The organism is Acinetobacter sp. YH12098, from assembly GCF_013419235.1.
In the GTDB taxonomy this organism is placed as follows: domain Bacteria; phylum Pseudomonadota; class Gammaproteobacteria; order Pseudomonadales; family Moraxellaceae; genus Acinetobacter; species Acinetobacter amyesii.
Map to the genome: position 1 here is coordinate 38842 of NZ_VPAO01000007.1, position 18042 is coordinate 56883.

General features: G+C 41.5%; 17 protein-coding genes. 13 read left to right on the top strand and 4 right to left on the bottom strand.

Going from position 1 to position 18042, the window contains the following annotated elements:
- The first annotated feature begins 195 nt into the window (after positions 1–195).
- Positions 196–1053 (top strand): alpha/beta fold hydrolase, encoded by an 858-nt coding sequence (locus FTU38_RS03375; RefSeq protein ID WP_168377928.1) that lies wholly within the window; start codon positions 196–198, stop codon positions 1051–1053.
- 406 nt (positions 1054–1459) lie between these two features.
- On the opposite strand, the gene hcaR is transcribed toward FTU38_RS03375, so the two are convergent.
- A complete protein-coding gene (gene hcaR / locus FTU38_RS03380) occupies positions 1460–2365 on the bottom strand; it encodes a DNA-binding transcriptional regulator HcaR (protein ID WP_078189744.1) in 906 nt (301 codons plus the stop codon).
- A gap of 278 nt (positions 2366–2643) precedes the next feature.
- On the opposite strand from hcaR, the gene hcaE reads away from it, so the two are divergent.
- The 9 genes from hcaE to FTU38_RS03425 all read left to right on the top strand — a co-directional run bounded on the left by hcaE (position 2644) and on the right by FTU38_RS03425 (position 11529).
- A complete protein-coding gene (hcaE, locus tag FTU38_RS03385) occupies positions 2644–4011 on the top strand; it encodes a 3-phenylpropionate/cinnamic acid dioxygenase subunit alpha (RefSeq protein WP_180110566.1) in 1368 nt (455 codons plus the stop codon).
- On the top strand, positions 4008–4526 hold the full coding sequence (gene hcaF / locus FTU38_RS03390) for a 3-phenylpropionate/cinnamic acid dioxygenase subunit beta (RefSeq protein WP_078192773.1): 519 nt from the start codon (positions 4008–4010) through the stop codon (positions 4524–4526). Before hcaE ends, hcaF begins: the two co-directional genes overlap by 4 nt.
- Positions 4526–4852, top strand: a complete 327-nt coding sequence (gene hcaC / locus FTU38_RS03395; RefSeq protein ID WP_067763933.1) for a 3-phenylpropionate/cinnamic acid dioxygenase ferredoxin subunit — start codon at positions 4526–4528, stop codon at positions 4850–4852. The genes hcaF and hcaC overlap by 1 nt, the downstream gene beginning before the upstream one ends.
- 2 nt (positions 4853–4854) lie before the next feature.
- Positions 4855–5673, top strand: a complete 819-nt coding sequence (gene hcaB, locus FTU38_RS03400) for a 3-phenylpropionate-dihydrodiol/cinnamic acid-dihydrodiol dehydrogenase (RefSeq protein WP_067763930.1) — start codon at positions 4855–4857, stop codon at positions 5671–5673.
- Between the two features lie 65 nt (positions 5674–5738).
- A complete protein-coding gene (locus FTU38_RS03405) occupies positions 5739–6701 on the top strand; it encodes a 3-carboxyethylcatechol 2,3-dioxygenase (protein WP_180110567.1) in 963 nt (320 codons plus the stop codon).
- Between the two features lie 11 nt (positions 6702–6712).
- Positions 6713–7948, top strand: coding sequence for a 3-phenylpropionate/cinnamic acid dioxygenase ferredoxin--NAD(+) reductase subunit (hcaD, locus tag FTU38_RS03410; protein WP_180110568.1), 1236 nt, complete (start codon positions 6713–6715; stop codon positions 7946–7948).
- 383 nt (positions 7949–8331) lie between these two features.
- Positions 8332–9228: a DMT family transporter gene (locus FTU38_RS03415; protein WP_180110569.1), complete on the top strand. Its 897-nt coding sequence runs from the start codon at positions 8332–8334 to the stop codon at positions 9226–9228.
- 243 nt (positions 9229–9471) lie between these two features.
- Entirely contained in the window at positions 9472–10413 is a 942-nt protein-coding gene (locus tag FTU38_RS03420; protein ID WP_078192768.1) for a cation diffusion facilitator family transporter, read from the top strand.
- 60 nt (positions 10414–10473) lie between these two features.
- Positions 10474–11529 (top strand): MBL fold metallo-hydrolase, encoded by a 1056-nt coding sequence (locus tag FTU38_RS03425; protein WP_180110570.1) that lies wholly within the window; start codon positions 10474–10476, stop codon positions 11527–11529.
- An 82-nt stretch (positions 11530–11611) separates the two neighbouring features.
- Here FTU38_RS03425 and FTU38_RS03430 read toward each other — a convergent pair whose 3' ends face one another.
- Complete coding sequence (locus FTU38_RS03430) at positions 11612–13132, bottom strand: catalase (RefSeq protein ID WP_111884100.1); 1521 nt, start codon at positions 13130–13132, stop codon at positions 11612–11614.
- 1043 nt (positions 13133–14175) lie between these two features.
- Between FTU38_RS03430 and FTU38_RS03435 the strand changes: the two genes are divergently transcribed.
- On the top strand, positions 14176–14454 hold the full coding sequence (locus tag FTU38_RS03435; protein ID WP_180110571.1) for a hypothetical protein: 279 nt from the start codon (positions 14176–14178) through the stop codon (positions 14452–14454).
- 596 nt (positions 14455–15050) lie between these two features.
- Here the strand turns inward: FTU38_RS03435 and FTU38_RS03440 are convergent.
- Positions 15051–15659 carry a TetR/AcrR family transcriptional regulator gene (locus FTU38_RS03440; protein ID WP_180002945.1) on the bottom strand — a complete coding sequence of 203 codons (609 nt, stop codon included), beginning with the start codon at positions 15657–15659 and terminating at the stop codon, positions 15051–15053.
- Between the two features lie 91 nt (positions 15660–15750).
- Between FTU38_RS03440 and FTU38_RS03445 the strand changes: the two genes are divergently transcribed.
- Both FTU38_RS03445 and FTU38_RS03450 read left to right on the top strand, forming a co-directional pair.
- Positions 15751–17412, top strand: a complete 1662-nt coding sequence (locus FTU38_RS03445) for an acyl-CoA dehydrogenase family protein (RefSeq protein WP_180110572.1) — start codon at positions 15751–15753, stop codon at positions 17410–17412.
- Between the two features lie 195 nt (positions 17413–17607).
- Complete coding sequence (locus tag FTU38_RS03450; protein ID WP_180042069.1) at positions 17608–17808, top strand: hypothetical protein; 201 nt, start codon at positions 17608–17610, stop codon at positions 17806–17808.
- A 22-nt stretch (positions 17809–17830) separates the two neighbouring features.
- Here FTU38_RS03450 and FTU38_RS03455 read toward each other — a convergent pair whose 3' ends face one another.
- Positions 17831–17992, bottom strand: coding sequence for a hypothetical protein (locus tag FTU38_RS03455; RefSeq protein WP_180110573.1), 162 nt, complete (start codon positions 17990–17992; stop codon positions 17831–17833).
- Positions 17993–18042: the final 50 nt, after the last annotated feature.

Genomic DNA, 18042 nt, shown 5'->3' on the forward strand with positions numbered 1-18042 from the left:
TTTTGAGTTATGTATTTAAAAACAATAACTTAAATTATAGTCTATTTGTTGTTTATGATCGTAAATATGTATCAGTTAGCAGTGGCTGAACAGGTAATATGAGACTGTAAAAACCACAAAATCCAAAAGAGTCCCCCTTGTGTTTAAATCCGCTATGGATTGAAACATAAGCTCTACGCAATACGAGGAGCATGTATGAGCACTGTTCAGATTCCTGACTATACAACTGATTCATTCTTTGGTTTAGAAGATAAATGGATTGAAACTGCTGAAGGCGAATTAACGCATTACCACGAAGTGGGTGAAGGCACACCAATTCTATTTTTACACGGTTCAGGTACAGGTGTATCTGCTGCGGCAAACTGGTGGTTAAACCTTCCACAAATTGGTGAACAAGCTCGTTGTATCGCTATCGATACGATTGGCTATGGTCAAACTGTTGTTGCACCGAATACTGCTTATGGTATCCGTGCTTGGGTTGATCACGCTGTACGTACGTTAGATGCCCTAGGTATTGAAAAAACTTGGTTAGTGGGTAACTCACTCGGTGGCTGGTTAGCATTCCAAATGGCTTTGGACTATCCAGAACGTGTATTGGGTATCGTGTCTATGGGTACAGGCGGTGCTAAACAAACTGCAGCACTTAAAGCACATGCAAACCCTGTATTAACCGAAGAAGGCATCAAGAAAACCTTGTCTATGTTTGTTGTAAACAAAGACTTGATCACAGACGAATTGGTAAAAGTACGTTTCGCTTCTGCTGCAAATGACTATGCATCAAATCGTTTGATGGATGTTGTTGGCGCACGCGACCGTGACCGTTTCGAATTCCCACTCGACTTTGAAAAAATGAAAGACATTACTGTGCCAGTATTGTTGATTCACGGTGTACAAGACGTGGTGATTCCAGTATCTCGTACGTGGGATATTTTGAACACAGTTCCAAATGCGGATGCGCATATCTTTAGCCAATGTGGTCACTGGTCACAAGTTGAAAAAGCAGAAGAATTCAACACCGTGATTAAAGATTATTTAAAAGCGCGTGGTGTGTAATTTCTTGTCACTGACATGAAATTCAAAAAAAGGATGGTTTTGCCATCCTTTTTTTTATATAAATCTTTTGAAAGAAATACTGTAAATGAGTATTATTCTCATTAATGGGTCGACAGTGTACGGTCTAAATCAGTAAAAAGGCATAAAATAAGCTCATCTAAATGGTTGGGGAAGGGGAATTATTTATTAGACTTAAGTTGTAAATCGGCTATTCTTAGCAATTTTTATCAATATCTAAACTAAAATTTATAAGTTATTTTCCATCAAGTCGATATGCATGATAGATAAAATGCGTCGATTAAAACATTTAAACGATTAAAAAAGCGACTTTTTAGCCATAAAAAAAGCACCATTATTTATTTCAAAAATAATGGTGCTATATCTATAAATTATGACTTGGCGAAAATTAACGCTGTTCGCGATTGATATCGAGATAAAAAACTTTGGTTAGCAGTTCAAGGAATTTATCTACAGCCACAGAACTCGCCGTTTTTCGGTAACTTACGTACAGGTCTAGATACGGTAATTCGACATCTAAAGGACGAATTACCGTATTGTTCATGGTCAATGGCGCGATGTATCCCGGTAGGATCGTGCAGCCTAAGCCCATGCCGATGGAGTTAATGTTAAACAGGATATTGTCGGCTTTTTGCACGATATTAAATTGAATACCATGGGTCGAAGCAAAGTCCAAAATGGCTTCATGCAACGTGCCAGATTGTTCACGTGCAGGAATAATAAAATCAATCCCATTCAATGCTTTAACTGGAATGCGCTCGTACTTCGCTAAAGGGTGATCTTTGGGTAAAATAAAGATCAGCGGTTCACGCAGTACAAACTGACTTTCTATTTCGTCGCTGTGGAAGTTATTGCGGGTAAAAGTGATATCCAGTTCACCTTTTTGCAGCAATTTCATCTGATCGCGGTTATTTAAACTGAGTAATTCAATCTTGAGTTCTGGGTTCTGAACACGTAAATTTGGCAGCACATAAGGGAAGATTTTCATCTCTGCAACAGGGACAAAACCAATGCGCAGCATCTGCTGTTTGGCTTGTGAAACCTGACGTGCCATAGCCACAGCTTTGTCTGCTTGTGCCAAGGTTAAACGTGCTTGTTCTAGAAATACGGCACCTTCTTCTGTGAGCTCAACTTTACGTTTAGTACGGTGCAACAGTTTTACGCCGACATCTTCTTCAAGATCTTTAATTTGTTGGCTTAAAGAAGGTTGAGCAGTATAAAGTTTTAACGCAGCTTTACTGAAATTGAGTTCTTCAGCGACAGTAATAAAGTAGCGTAAGTGTCGTAATTCCATATAATCAACCCGTGGAGTAATCCAAAAAATGTCTTACTTAGAAGTCCGTTCAGTATAATCTATAAACAACTATTGCGTGAGGATTATTTTGCCATTCACGAAATAAATGGTGTTCTCGGTAATTTAAAAAAAATACTATAAAAAAAATCTACCGTAATAATCCATAAAATCTCTTAATTAAAACAAAATAAATATTTCCCGAATATCGCTCTAAAATCCATCATCGTTGAAAAGTTGAGTCTATTACTTTGTGCCTTATGGTCACAGGAGAGCTTTTCATGAGTGGAAAAATTGATGTGCGCGAAATCGATGCTTTAGTCGATGCACAAAATGGACGTATCACGCCATCTATCTATACCGATCCAGACATTTACGAACTTGAATTAGAACGTGTGTTCGGTCGTACATGGTTATTCCTATGCCATGAGAGCCAAATTCCTAAAGCCGGTGATTTCTTCAATACCTATATGGGTGAAGATCCAATCATCGTGGCACGTCAAAAAGATGGCTCAATCAAAGCATTCTTAAACCAATGTCGTCATCGCTCTATGCGTGTGAGCTTCGCGGACTGTGGTAATACACGTGCGTTCACTTGCCCATACCACGGCTGGTCATACGGTATTGACGGTTCTCTAAAAGATATCCCGCTTGAAGATCGTGCTTACCCACATGGTGCATGTAAAGAGCAATGGGGTCTGGTAGAAGTTAACCGCGTTAAATCATACAAAGGCTTAGTATTCGGCTGCTGGGATGAAACAACTCCAGATCTAGAAGAATACATGGGCGATATCGCTTGGTACCTGGACGGCGTTGTAGACCGTCGTGAAGGTGGTACAGAAATTATCGGTGGTGTACACAAATGGGAAATCGACTGTAACTGGAAATTTGCAGCTGAACAGTTCGCTTCTGACCAATACCACGCGTTGTTCTCTCATGCATCTGCGATTCAGGTGCTTGGTGCTAAACCAGATGATGAATCTTCTAAGAAATTAGGTGCTGCACAAACTGCCCGTCCAGTTTGGGAAACTGCGAAAGATGCGATCCAATACGGTTCACGTGGTCACGGTTCAGGCTTCTTCTTCACTGAGAAACCAGACGCAAACGTATGGGTGGATGGTGAAGTAGCAAACTACTTCCGTGAAACGTATGAAGAAGTGAAAGAACGCCTAGGTGAAACTCGTGCACTGCGTCTTGCTGGTCACAACACCATGTTCCCAACATTGTCTTGGTTGAACGGTACTGCAACGCTTCGTGTATGGCACCCACGTGGTCCAAACAAAACTGAAGTGTGGGCATTCTGTATTGCAGACGCTGAAGCATCTCAAGAAGTGAAAGAAGCATTTGAGCGTTCTGCGACTCGCGCATTCGGTCCTGCTGGTTTCCTTGAGCAAGATGACTCTGAGAACTGGATTGAAATTCAAAAAGTTTTACGTGGTTATAAAGCCCGTCAAAACAAATTAATTATGGAAATGGGTAAAGGCAACGAGAAAGTACGTGAAGATGGTATCCCGGGTATCACTAACTATATTTTCTCTGAGACTGCAGCACGTGGTATGTACCGCCGTTGGGCAGATTTATTGATTCATGAAAAATGGGAAGACGTTGAAGCTGCGGCTGACGAATATGAGAAGGAGCTTATGAAATGAGTCAAATCAGTTTAGAACTTCATCACCAAATTAGTCAGTTCCTCTATCGTGAAGCAAAATTGCTTGACGACTGGAAATTCCGCGAATGGTTAGACGTATTGGCAGAAGATATTTCTTATACCTTGCGTACTACACCGAACGCTCAAACTCGTGACCGTCGTCGTTCGATTGAGCCGCCAACAACTTGGGTATTTAACGATACTAAAGATTTGTTGGAACGCCGTGTAGCTCGTTTAGAGACAGGTATGGCTTGGGCTGAAGAACCTCCTTCACGTACAACACACATGGTTTCAAATGTGATTGTTGAAGCGACTGAAGTTGAAGGCGAATACGACGTTTACGTAACGTACTTGTTGTACCGTACCCAGAAAGAGAAAGATGTAACAATCTACTGTGGTAAGCGTCACGACAAGATCCGCAAAGTCGACACTGAGCAAGGTTTCGAAATCTTCAACCGTAAGATTACCCTTGATCAGGTGACTTACAACTCACATAACCTGAGCGTGTTCTTCTAATGAATAAGATTTTTGTTTGCCAAGTTGACGAATTAGACGAAGGCGAAGCATTGAAAGTAGATTGCGGCGTTAACGGTATCGATGCGCTTGCAGTATTCAACAACAATGGCGAATTTTTCGCGATGAACGACCGTTGTTCACATGGTAATGCTTCAATGTCTGAAGGTTACCTTGAAGATGATGGCACTGTTGAATGTCCACTTCATTCGGCTCGATTCTGTTTGAAAACTGGTCAAGCATTATGCTTACCAGCAACAGATCCTATCAAGACATTCCCTGTGATTGTTGAAGATGGTGCTTTATACGTAGAGATGGCAGGAGAGTAATCATGGGTTGGCTACAAGGCGAAGTTGCACTTATTACCGGTGGTGGTTCAGGCTTAGGCTGGGCATTGGTTGAACGTTTCTTAGAAGAAGGTGCAAAAGTTGCCGTTCTTCAACGTTCTCAATCGAAAGTTGATGCATTGAAAGAACATTTTGGTGACCGCGTGCTTGCGATCGCAGGAGATGTAGCCAGCTATGAGGATAATGTTCGTGCAGTTCAAGCAACTGTAGAACATTATGGCAAACTTGACTGTTTCGTCGGAAACGCAGGTATCTGGGATCATTACGCAGATATCGTCAATACATCGGGTGAACAGCTGGAAAAAGCTTTTGATGAGATTATGGGTATTAACACCAAATCTCTCATCTTAGGTGCCAAAGCTGCACTTGATGCATTGATAGCTTCGGAAGGTTCTATCATATTTACTTTGTCTAACTCAGCACTGTATTCGGCAGGCGGAGGCCCTGTATACACAGCGTCTAAGCATGCTGGCGTTGGGATTATGAAAGAATTAGCCTATGAGCTTGCGCCTAAAGTACGAGTGAACGCTGTTGCTCCGTCGGGTATGAATGTCAACATCAAAGGCGCTGCTTCTTTAGGCCAAGAAAACCTCGGTCTACTCGATGCACGTGATCCTGAGAAGATTGCACGCGGCATGCCGCTCAATTTCTTACCCGAACCTGAAGATATGACTGGTTCATACGTGTTATTGGCTTCTCGTCAAAACAACCGCCCATTAACTGGTGTTTTAATTAATGCTGAATGTGGTCTGGGTATCCGTGGTTTACGTCAACCACGTGCTGGCTTCTTTGACGAGATTTAATTCGCCAAATACGTAAAGGACTTACTCGGCAGCCGTCTTGGCTGCCTTCCGTTTAGGAGTCACCCATGGCCGTTAAACTTATTTGTGCATCGCACAGTCCCCTAATGGAATTTGCTTCTCCGCAAGAGAAATACAAAGAGGAAAAAGTTCGCGAAACTTTTGCCAAACTTGCTAAAGAAGTTGAAGACTATAATCCAACATTGATCATTACTTTTGGTCCAGACCATTTCAATGGTTTCTTCTATGACCTCATGCCATCTTTCTGCGTCGGTATTCGTGCCAAAGCAGCAGGTGATTGGGATTATGGTAAAGACAATGACCATATCAATGTACCTGAAGAAACTGCAGTGAATTTAGTACGTCGTGTGTTGGATGAAGGTGTTGATGTTGCATACTCATACCGTATGCAAGCAGATCATGGTGTGACTCAACCATTACATTTCCTTTGTGGTGGTCAACTCGATCGTTATCCAACGATTCCAATTTTTATCAATGGTGCAGCTGCACCGATGCCAACAACCAAGCGTACAGTCGCTTTGGGTCGTGCAGTCGGTCAGTTCATTAAATCATTGAACTTAGAGAATGAACGTGTACTTGTTTTGGGTACAGGTGGTTTGTCTCATGATCCACCAACGCCGCAAATGGGTTCAGTTCCACCAGAAGTGGAAGAGTTCCTGATTGCAGGTCGTAATCCAACTGAAGAGGCACGTAATACACGTCAAGGCAAAATCATTGCTGTCGGTCAAAAACTCGCAGCGGGTGATACTTCTGTCGCAGTGCCTTTAAACCCAGAATGGGATCGTGCATTGCTTGAGACTTTTGCCAAAGCTGACTTTGCTGCCATTGAAGCAATGACTGAAGCTGAAATTCGTGTTGAAGGTGGTCGTGGCGGTCAAGAAGTTCGTTCTTGGATGGCTGCTTTTGCTGCACTACATGAAGTGGGCGAATACGACATGACAACACATTGCTACGAAGATATTAGTGAGTGGATTGCGGGCTTCGGCATCGTATCTGCAGAATTGAAATAAGGAACAAACCCATGAGTCAAAATGGTATCGAAACCATCGTTATTGTTGGAGCTGGTCAAGCTGGTGCTAGCGCCATTTTAGAACTCCGTGCGAACAAGTATGAAGGCAAAATCATTTTGGTGGGTGATGAAACACATCTTCCTTATGAACGTCCGCCTTTGTCTAAAGACGTAATTCTAAAACCTGAAGAGACCAAAATCGAAATTCTGTCAGAAGAAAAATTGGCAGAACTCGGTGTTGAACATATTCTCGGTAATGGTGTGATCAGCATTGACGCAGCAGCGAAAACTGTTCAACTCAAAAATGGTGAAAGCATTGCATTTGACAAGTTGCTTCTAGCAACTGGTGGTGCAGCACGCCGTTTACCGAATTTTGATGCTTTGGGTAAACACGTTTATACCTTACGTAACCTTGAAGATTCACAAGCATTGGTGCCTGTATTACAAGCGGGTCGCCGTATTGTATTGATCGGCGGTGGTGTGATTGGTCTTGAGCTTGCTTCTTCAGCACGTTCTAAAGACTGTATCGTGACCGTGATTGAAATGGGTCCAATGGTGATGGGGCGTTCATCTCCACGCGTATTGAGCGAATTCTTATTGGCTCAACAACGTCTTGCAGGTGTAGATGTTCGTCTTTCGACTTCTATTGCTGACTGTAAGCTTGATGGCGAAGAAGTGGTGATCACGCTTGAAGGCGGCGAAGAACTTCGTGCAGATGCAGTAGTTTACGGTATTGGCATTGTGCCAAATGCTCAACTTGCGGTTGATGCAGGTTTAGACGTTGATTTTGCCATTAAAGTGAATGATAACTGCCAAACTTCACATCCAGATATTTATGCAGCGGGTGATGTTGCGACTCAGCTTCGTGACTGTGGTAACCACCGTCGTGTCGAAACTTGGGAAAATGCGAACTTGCAAGCAGGTATCTTTGCTCGTCATGTAATGGGTGTTGAACATCCAACCCCAAATCCAGCGTGGTTCTGGACAGATCAATTGAATATCAACTATCAATTTGTGGGTGATATGGCTGCTGCGGAATGGATCGCACGTGGTGAAGTGAATCCTGAATTAGCGGCAGAATCATCATTTGTTTTATTTGGTGTGACTGATGGCGTGATCGTGGGTGGTATCACGGTAAATGCTGCGAAAGAAATGCGTCATCTTAAAAAATTGATTAGCAAGAATGCAGCGTTTGAAGCGGATAAATATTTAGATTTAAGCCAAGATCTTCGTAAGCTGGTGAAATAACTTTTGCGTTATTTGTGAGTTTACAAAGGAGCAGACCTTGGGCAACCTAGGTCTGTTTTTTTATGCATTTACTTTGCTGTCACGATCTCAATTGTCATTGTGTTTGAGTAAAGTTTGCATATAGGTGATTTTTACTTTTCAAAGATGATGAGAATCTCAAAACTTCAAATTTTGTGTCATGGGTAACTGCTCACGCGCAAGTGAAGTCTCACTTTTGAGTGATGAGCCATGTATGGCGCAAGGTGAAAAAATCTTTTGAGCATTTGAGGGTACATCCCTATATCTCAGCTTATCGGCGGCATCCATGCCGCCACGCGGAATAGATTTTGGGTGGACTTTCTGTGCTGCAATGCTTCTGAATTTATATTGCGATAGAACCATTTATGAACTCTAATTCCTCTCCGATGATTGTCACGGCAAGTATTTATGCTTTGCTGGTGCTGATTTGGGCGACGACGCCGCTCGCGATTGTGTGGAGTGTACAGGAAATACATCCGATGTGGGTGTTGATTATCCGTTACTTCGGCGCATCTATTATTGCGCTGTTTCTGTTGAAATTGATGCGTGATCCTTTGCCGTTTGATGAAACCTCATTAAAAAGTTATGTGGCAGGGAGTTTGAATTTGATTGGCGCACAGTTATTTATTTATCTGGCAGCCAATTATCTCACCTCAGGTTTAATGGCACTGATTTTTGGTTTTTCACCCTTAATTGCCGGTTTGATTGGGCATGTAATTTTAAAAACACATAAATTGGTCGCTTTGCAGTGGTTGGGCATGGCGGTTGCAGTGGGTGGTCTAACTTTTGTCTTTGCAGATTCTGCTGATAGCAAAGTCAATCCAATTGGCGTTGTACTGATGCTAATCAGCATGGTGTCGTATATTAGTTCGATTTTTTGGGTGAAGCAGATTAATGCACCGTTAAAGCCGATGTCACAGGCAACCGGTTCCCTGATTGTTTCTGCTTTAGGATCGATGCTCATTATTCCATTTATTTGGCAGCATTTTCCAACCGAATTGCCAAGCGGCCGTGCAATGATTGGATTTGTCTTTACCATGATCATGTCATCGATTGTGGCAATGCTGTGTTACTTCTGGCTTATAAGACGTTTGGCCGCATCAACGGTGTCACTCAGTAATGTGATGACACCTGTCATAGCATTGGTTTTGGGAGCGACGTTGAACAGTGAACATATTAGCTCCAATGCCTTTGTTGGAATCGTGGTCGTGATGTTTGGTATTGTGATGTACTTTTGGAAAGAGTGGCGAGCAATATTTTAATAAAGTACGTTGAACCGTGTACATCTACAGAATTATAAGGAAGCTGCGGCTTCCTTTTTTTTCTATACCTTTGCGCTAAAGAGCGTGTTTCACATGGAACATGATGGCATTGTCGAAACAATCGACAGTTGGTGTAAAAACAACAAAATAACAAACAACAGCTACAGTCAGTTTGAGTACTATGGAATGAGCTATAAAATCAAATAGATCTGTTTGATAAAAATAAATTTAGGACAATTTTAAATGTCTGAATCTAACAAAATCGTGGTATATGCAGCGCTCTTCGGCAATTTAGCGATTGCACTGGTGAAGTTTGTCGCTGCCTACATCACGAATAGTTCGGCCATGTTGAGTGAAGCTATTCACTCTGTGGTTGATACTTTAAATGAAATCTTACTGCTCTACGGTATGAAAAAATCGCAGCAGCCAGCAAATGCACGCCATCCGTTTGGCTATGGGAGAGAGCTGTATTTTTGGGCTTTTATTGTGGCGTTGATGGTCTTTGCTTTAGGTGCGATCGTGTCGATTTATCAAGGGATTAGTCATATTTATCACCCCGAAGAAATGCAAAATCCGATGATTAACTATATCGTATTAGGTATTGCGATTTTGTGTGAAGGGACCTCTTGGTTTGTGGCATTGAAAGCATTTCGTAAAATCAAAGGGAAACAGGGCTATTTTGAAGCATTTCGACGCAGTAAAGATCCGACGACATTTACCGTGTTATTTGAAGATTCAGCAGCGCTGATTGGTCTGTTTATTGCCCTGATCGGTATCTATTTATCACACGCGCTGAATATGCCAATGCTTGATGGTCTGGCATCAATTCTAATTGGGGTTGTACTCGCTATTTCAGCAATTTTACTTGCACGTGAGACTAAAGGATTGCTCATGGGAGAAACTGCTGATCCACAATTGAGGCATAATGTCTTGATGGTTGCAGAGCAAGATCCAGCAGTGCATTCTGCCAATGGGGTGTTAACAGAGCAGATGGGTGCACATCAAGTTTTGGCATCTTTGAGTCTTGAATTTAAAGATAATTTAACGTCAGATGATATAGAAGCTTGTGTCAACAGAATTGAAGCACAAATTAAACAGCTTCATCCTGAAATTGTGGCACTCTTTGTCAAGCCTCAATCTCGGAAGGTTTGGCTTGAGCGCATGAAAGGTCGTCTTGATCAATAGGTCTGCGAGGTTAAATACTTTGCAAGGTTTGTCAGCATAGTGAATGAATTTTAAATACACATGAATCAAAAAACTCAATCAGCACAGTTTCAAATCAGTACTAAAAGCTGTATGAAACATACGTGGACGAAGCCTGTATTTGATTATCTGGCAACTGACCATTTTAATGGGGAAAATTTTTTTAATACCCTTCGAAATCCAGATGCGTTTACGCGTAAAGATATGCTGAAATGGATCATGACGCGTAAAAGCGATACATGGAAAGTAGATCGTGAGCAAGAATACCAACAGTTTTTTGCTTCTTCGCGTAGCATTCCGCAAAATCGACCTTTGGCTAAAATGGATGATTGGTTAGTTTGGTTTGTCGGACATGCGACGGTTTTGATTCAAATTGGTCCATATAATTTTTTGACCGATCCTGTATGGGCGGAGTATGCAGGCCCACGTCAAGGGACTGGACCACGACGTGCTTGTCCTGCAGGAATTGCCTTAGAAGAATTACCTACAATTCATGGGGTTTTACTAAGCCATAATCATTATGATCATATGGATTTAGCAACCTTGAATTGGTTACATGAACAATTCGCTATGCCGATTTATACTGGTTTAGGCAATGCTTATTATTTGCCAACACATTTCAATGTCATTGAACTTGATTGGTGGCAATCGGAAATGTTTGAAGATTTGCGTATCGTTTATACGCCTGCACAGCATGGTTCAGGTCGTGGTTGGCGAGATCAAAATCATGCCTTATGGGGAGGTTTTTCCATCGTGCATAGTACAGGACATTTCTTCTTTGCTGGAGATACGGGCTATGCCGCGCATTTCAAACAAATCCATACACGCCTAGGTGCACCACGAGTAGCGTTATTACCGATTGGAGCTTATGAGCCACGTCGTTTAATGAAATATTTGCACATGAATCCCGAAGAAGCTTTTCAGGCGCATAAAGATTTACAGTCAAAATGTTCATTGGCAATGCATTATCGGACGTTTCAGTTGACTGATGAAGCTAGAGACCAACCAGAACATGACTTACATCATGCAATGCGAAAAACATCAAAGTTAATGAATCCATTTTTAACCATGCATGAAGGCAAAAAATTGATTGTTTAAGGATTAATTAGAAGGTAATTGGAATATTTAATGCCAAGAAAAAACCACCTTAAAAGGTGGTTTTTTTATTCAAAGATAAAACTTAAAGCAAGCCAGGATTACCTTGAGCTGGATCAGTTGCACGAGCAGCTTGCGCATCCGCTACAGTTAAGCCTAATGCTTTTGCAACACCTTCACCATAAGCTGGATCACATGCGTAACAGTTACGGATATGACGGTATTTGATGAAGTCGAGTGCATCGCCCATTGCGCCAGCAGTGTTATTAAACAATGCTTGTTTTTGTTCATCATTCATTAAGTTGAATAATGCACGTGGTTGACTGAAATAGTCGCTGTCATCTTCACGATAATCCCACAAGTCAGCATCACCAGTAATTTTCAATGGTGGTTCTTTGTATTGTGGTTGCTCTTGCCATTGGCTGAAGCTGTTTGGTTCATAATGCGGTGTTGCACCATAGTTACCATCCATACGGCCTTGACCATCACGACGGTTGGAATGAACAGGGCAACGTGGTGCATTTACAGGAATTTGGTAATGGTTTACACCCACGCGATAACGTGCAGCATCAGCATAGTTGAATAAACGCGCTTGCAGCATACGGTCAGGTGAGAAGCTAATGCCCGGCACCAAGTTACTTGGTGCAAAAGCGGCTTGTTCAACATCTTGGAAATAGTTTTCAGGGTTACGGTTGAGTTCGAATTCACCCACTTCAATCAACGGATAGTCGCCTTTAGGCCATACTTTGGTTAAATCAAATGGGTGATAAGGTACTTTTTCTGCATCAAGTTCAGGCATAATTTGAACGTACATTTTCCATTTTGGAAAATCGCCGCGTTCAATTGCATTGAACAGATCGGTTTGTGAGCTTTCACGGTCTTTGGCAATAATCGCTTCAGCTTCAGCATCGGTTAAGTTTTTAATGCCTTGTTGAGTGCGCATGTGGAATTTAACCCAGAAGCGTTCATTATTGGCATTAATAAAACTGAAAGTATGACTGCCAAAACCATGCATATGACGGTAACCATCTGGAATACCGCGGTCAGACATCACAATAGTAACTTGGTGTAGAGCTTCAGGTAGTAAAGTCCAAAAATCCCAGTTATTAGTTGCACTACGCTTATTGGTTTTAGGATCGCGTTTTACTGCTTTGTTTAAGTCAGGGAATTTACGAGCATCACGTAGGAAGAAGACAGGGGTGTTATTACCAACTAAATCCCAGTTACCTTCTTCAGTATAGAATTTCAGGGCAAAACCACGAATATCGCGTTCTGCATCTGCAGCACCACGCTCACCTGCTACGGTAGAAAAACGAGCAAAAAGTTCAGTTTTTTTACCAACTTCTGAGAAAATTTTAGCGCGGGTATATTGGGTAATATCGTTAGTCACGGTAAACGTACCGAAAGCACCAGAACCTTTGGCATGCATACGACGCTCTGGAATTACTTCACGAACGAAATTACCGAGTTTTTCATTAAGCCATAGGTCTTGGGCAAGCAAAGGACCACGTGCACCTGCCGTCATACTGTTCTGGTTGTCTACAACAGGAGCACCAGCATCAGTTGTTAGGTGGGTGACAGGACATTTTTTAACGTCGTCGCTCATTGAGTATCTCCATTATTATAATCATGTATTAAAGTTGGGAGTTATAACCCTTCAATTGATAACACGCTCAACAGCACATGACATTAACCGTTTTGTTAATTCATTTTAAAGTGACAATGTGACAACAGTTTTTCTCTCATTCTAAAATTTTTCAAGCAGCAATCAATCGAAGAGAAGTCATAAAACTGTAGCCGTTAAAAGCTTAAAAATCTTTATATACTTATTGACTCTAAAGCTTTCTGTGGCTTTTGACAAATGGAAAAATAGTTTTGAATAAATGGTTAATTCGATTGGTTAAGTTATTGAATTTATATTATTTATTTATATATTTTGTTTTAATATTTTATCCATGAATTAAACTCAAATATAAAGCTATGATAGGTAGAACAGGACGAAATATCTAAATCCATATTTTTATTATGGATTTTAGTTTTCAGATATTTTTTTTTGGCAGATTATAGTTAATGAAAGACTTTTTTATGTTGTTAATATTGCAGAGCTTTTTTAACATTAAAAACATTATTTAATACTTAAAATAAGCTAAAAATACAGCTGAAGAGATATTGGCAAGTGGTCTAAGTTGTTTTAGAAAATTGTAAATAAATTTTTTATGGGGTGATGCTAGTTGGCACACCTATCTTTATTGTTGTCAGGTCAGCTATTGTCACTCCAGCTTGAATCGATTCCTACATCATATCAACATACTAGGCAACCTTACGTGATCGCATATCGTAGTTGAGGAGGTTAATGGCGAACCCATTTTGACCTCGGGATATATTTTACGTCCAAAAGGATAAGCACTTAAACAAGACTGGACCGTATTGGCATGAGCACATGGCACGACTGTGTGGCTGATACAAGTGCTCCTTCAAGTGATTATACAATGGGCCTGTATATAGTTTGCAACTAGTCATAGATGGTGCAATCGACAGTTGTTTGAGGCATGGCTATGTAGTGGTTGCAACAGATTATAAGGACTGGGTAAGCCAAAACTGCGCCCTCATATGAATGTAGTCAGTTAAGTTTATAATTTGGTGCATTCTGTGCGTGCATTGCATTCTTGGAAGCCGAGGCAATTTAATAAAGACTGGATGCTGATGGGGCATAGTCAATGTGCTGCAGCTGCTATTGCGGTTGCAGCTCAGGGGCAAAAAGATGCGCTTGAATTGAATCTTAAAGCTGCAATACCCTTGGCACCGGGTGGTTATCAATATGAATGTATTGCTGAATACGTAGAAACCAATCCAAATCCAGATACCAATGTAGCGGCATTTTTCCCCAGCGTGTTGTTGGGAGCAGCCGAAGCAGATCGATCAATGTAGATCAACAGGTTAGTCCAGATATGCAGTCTTTACTAAATCAGGCCCGTAAACGTTGTTTATCAGAAATAAAAAAATTAGTTAAAATAAGCACCTCAGCCAATCTTTTAAAAAATTCAGACTTAAGGCCATCCCCAAGCTATTTAAAACGGCAGTCGATTGAATATATGACCCTAACCGTAACACTGATGTTTGTTTAAGGCGCCGCAGACCATTTGTCGATCACCTTGGTACTCAAAGTTATTACCAAAAAGTGTGCAAATAAAAAATTGCCAGTAGTCTATCAGGCGATCCCAAATGGCTATCATCGTGGTGCATTAGGCCATAGTCCAAAATATACGGCTGAATTTTTAAAGAGCTTACAACTGGCCAGCATTGCAAAGGCGTATAAATGAGACAAGTAAGCTGGCAATAAAAGCTTAACTTCTAAAGCACTTTTATTGACGGATGAAACAAGTGATGAATGATTTTCTTCTACCGTAAAAATGAATTTCCTAAATATCTAAAATAACTGGTTTAAGAGCCGATTTTTTGTAAATAACATGACTTTATTTTATTCACCGATGCATTTGAAACATCATTAGACTTGTCCGCGAAGTCTAATCGCGCAACATATGAATTATATCTCGCTTTAATTCATCCCACTCCCCAAAATCAGGCTCAATCAATAAAGTTTGCGACACAAAGCCATAACACACCCGCTGCATATTTAAAGCCATCTGTTTGAGCTGTTCATCATCCTGTATAAATGGCTCAAGCATACTGCGCCACATTTGCACCATCATGGCATAACTCTTACGGTAACTTTCAATATCTGAAATCTGCCGTTCTAACAAAAACACCTGTGACCATAAAAACTGCTGTGCTTGAATTTGCTCAATTTGAAAATGAATAATCCGCTCTAAATAAGTCTGAAACTTCAAATCTGTGGATAACTTGATCAAGCTATGTGCATAACTTTTTAAGCTTTCCGCATTGTGTTTCACATGTAAATGAATGGTTAGCGCAATCAAATCTTCCTTTTTAGAAAAATATTCATAGAACGTTCCCAAGCCCACGCCTGCAAGGTCGGTAATTTCCCGAATGGTAATTTGGCTGGCAGGACGCTCATGCAAAAGCCGAACAAAACTGTCCTGTAAGGCTTCTTGCGTCAGTTTGGCACGTGATTGACGTGGCTTACGCCGTATTTGAATGGCTGAATGCTTCATATTTTTAAGCGCGGAAAACCGAACGTCTATGCTTTAAATTTTCTCTATACTGAAATGAAAAGCCAACAAGAACAAGCGGAAAATATAGACGATGAATACATTAGAACAGACATGGATGACGCATCAAATCAGCAACCAATTTGATGAACTGGAAAACTACAATCTATTTTCAAGCGATACAGTTTTACATGAAATCTTAAAGCGCTATGGCAGCCACGATCAGCCGATCTTATGCGAAATGGGCAAAGTCGCAGGTTCGGGTGAATACTTTCAGCATGGGGCTTTAGCCAACAAACATACCCCAATTTTACATGCCTTCGATGCTCGTGGTCGCCGTACTGACTTTATCGAATTTCATCCTTCATGGCATAAATGGATGGGACTCAACCGTCAGTTTGATACCCATGCGCATCCATTTAATCAGCCAAATTCCAAGGCAAAATGGGTGGAGTGGGCAGCACGTTTTTATTTAGCAGGTCAGGTCGAGTGCGGCAATTTATGTCCAAATTCAATGACACTCGGCAGTATTCCACTCATTCAGCGTGAACCTGAACTGTGGGCCAAAATTGGCGAGAAACTATTATCGACTGAATATGATGAACGCGATGTACCGATTGCGCAGAAAAAGTCGATTTGGCTCGGTATGGGCATGACTGAAAAGCAGGGCGGTTCGGATGTACGTGCTAATGAAACTATAGCTGTGCCTGTGGCAGAAACAGGACGAGGCAAAGCTTATTTACTCACGGGGCATAAATGGTTTTTCTCTGCACCGATGTGTGATGCGCATTTGGTGGTGGCAAAAACCGAACAAGATGGCTTGGCTTGTTTCTTTGTGCCACGTTGGTTGGAAGATGGCACGAAGAATAATATTCAGGTGCAACGCCTAAAAGAAAAAGTCGGTAACCGCAGTAACTCAAGCTCGGAAGTCGAATTCAAAAATGCATGGAGCATCATGATTGGTGAGGCAGGGCGTGGCATTCCAACCATTATTGAAATGGCGAACTATACTCGTCTGACCTGTTCGGTCGGTTCAAGTGCCATGCTGCGTCAAGCCTTGGTGCAATGTATTGCTTATACCCGTCAGCGTCAGGCTTTTGGTAAACATCTGATTGATCAACCCCTAATGCGAGCAGTCTTGGCAGATTTAGCTTTGGAAAGTGAAGCAGCGACGCAGCTCAGTTTCCATTTGGCGCAGTGCTATGAATCGGATGATACTTTGTCTGTGGCATGGAAACGCATTATGACCCCAGCAGCCAAGTTTTGGATTTGTAAGCGTGCCGTAGAGCTAACAGGGGAGATGATGGAAGTCTTTGGCGGCAATGGCTATGTCGATAACGGCATCATGGCGCGCATCTTTAAAGAAGCACCTGTGAATACCATTTGGGAAGGTTCAGGCAATGTCATGTGCCTAGATGTGCTGCGTGCGATTGGGCGTGACCCTGAATCTATTGAAGTGCTGTTTAAAGATTTGGCGAGTACAGCAAGTACAGATGAAAGCTTGCAAACAGAATTGCAGGACTTGTTCAGGTTGTTCCATCAATCACCTGAAGATTTACAATTTATGGGGCGCAGTTTGGTCAGTCGTTTAACGGTACTTGCACAAGCGGTGTTATTGAAACGCTATGCGCCTGATTATGTAGCAAATGGTTTTATTCAAAGCCGCTATAGTGCGAAACATGGGCAAGTGGTGGGCATGCTGGATGCTAAAAAGGTCGATGTAGAGCGAGTATTAGAACGGGCTTTTGCTAGCTAAATACAACGTATTTCCCTCTCTCAATGGGAGAGGGTTAGGGAGAGGGAAATAATGTGGCAAAGCAAAGTTTTTATGAATCTGGGGCTAACTACGCTGTATCAAAAAGCCATAGGAAAGTGCTTGAAAAAATCTAAAAATAGACCAATATATGCACTACAGCACGAGGGTGCTGTATAGGCAAAAAGGTGAATGTAAATGGCAAAGAAAAAAGTCCTGCCTGAAGTTGAAGTTCGCAACTTTGTGGCAAAACACATGAATGATTTTAACAAAAGCCAAACTTTTGTAGATCGAAAGAAAAATGCAAAACGTGGCTATGCAAAGCACAAAAAAGGGGGATATTCGAATGATTATCTCCCTTTTTATTTCAGTGTGTTTTCTCAGTTTGTAGTCTACTAAACGATTCGGCTTCAGCATCTGCTTAAACAAAGTTCACATCATATTCCATACGTTTTACTGTTCGCTTCGCAATCTCTAGGCCATGCAATTTGGCCACAATATAAAGAGATGCATGGATCCCCGAAGAAATCCCCGCATCATCTAAGACTTCAACTTCGTTGAATAATAAGATACCGACGTTCATTCAGATGGTTCCATGAGGTATTTAAAGCATTGGTTTTGAGTTTAAATGTA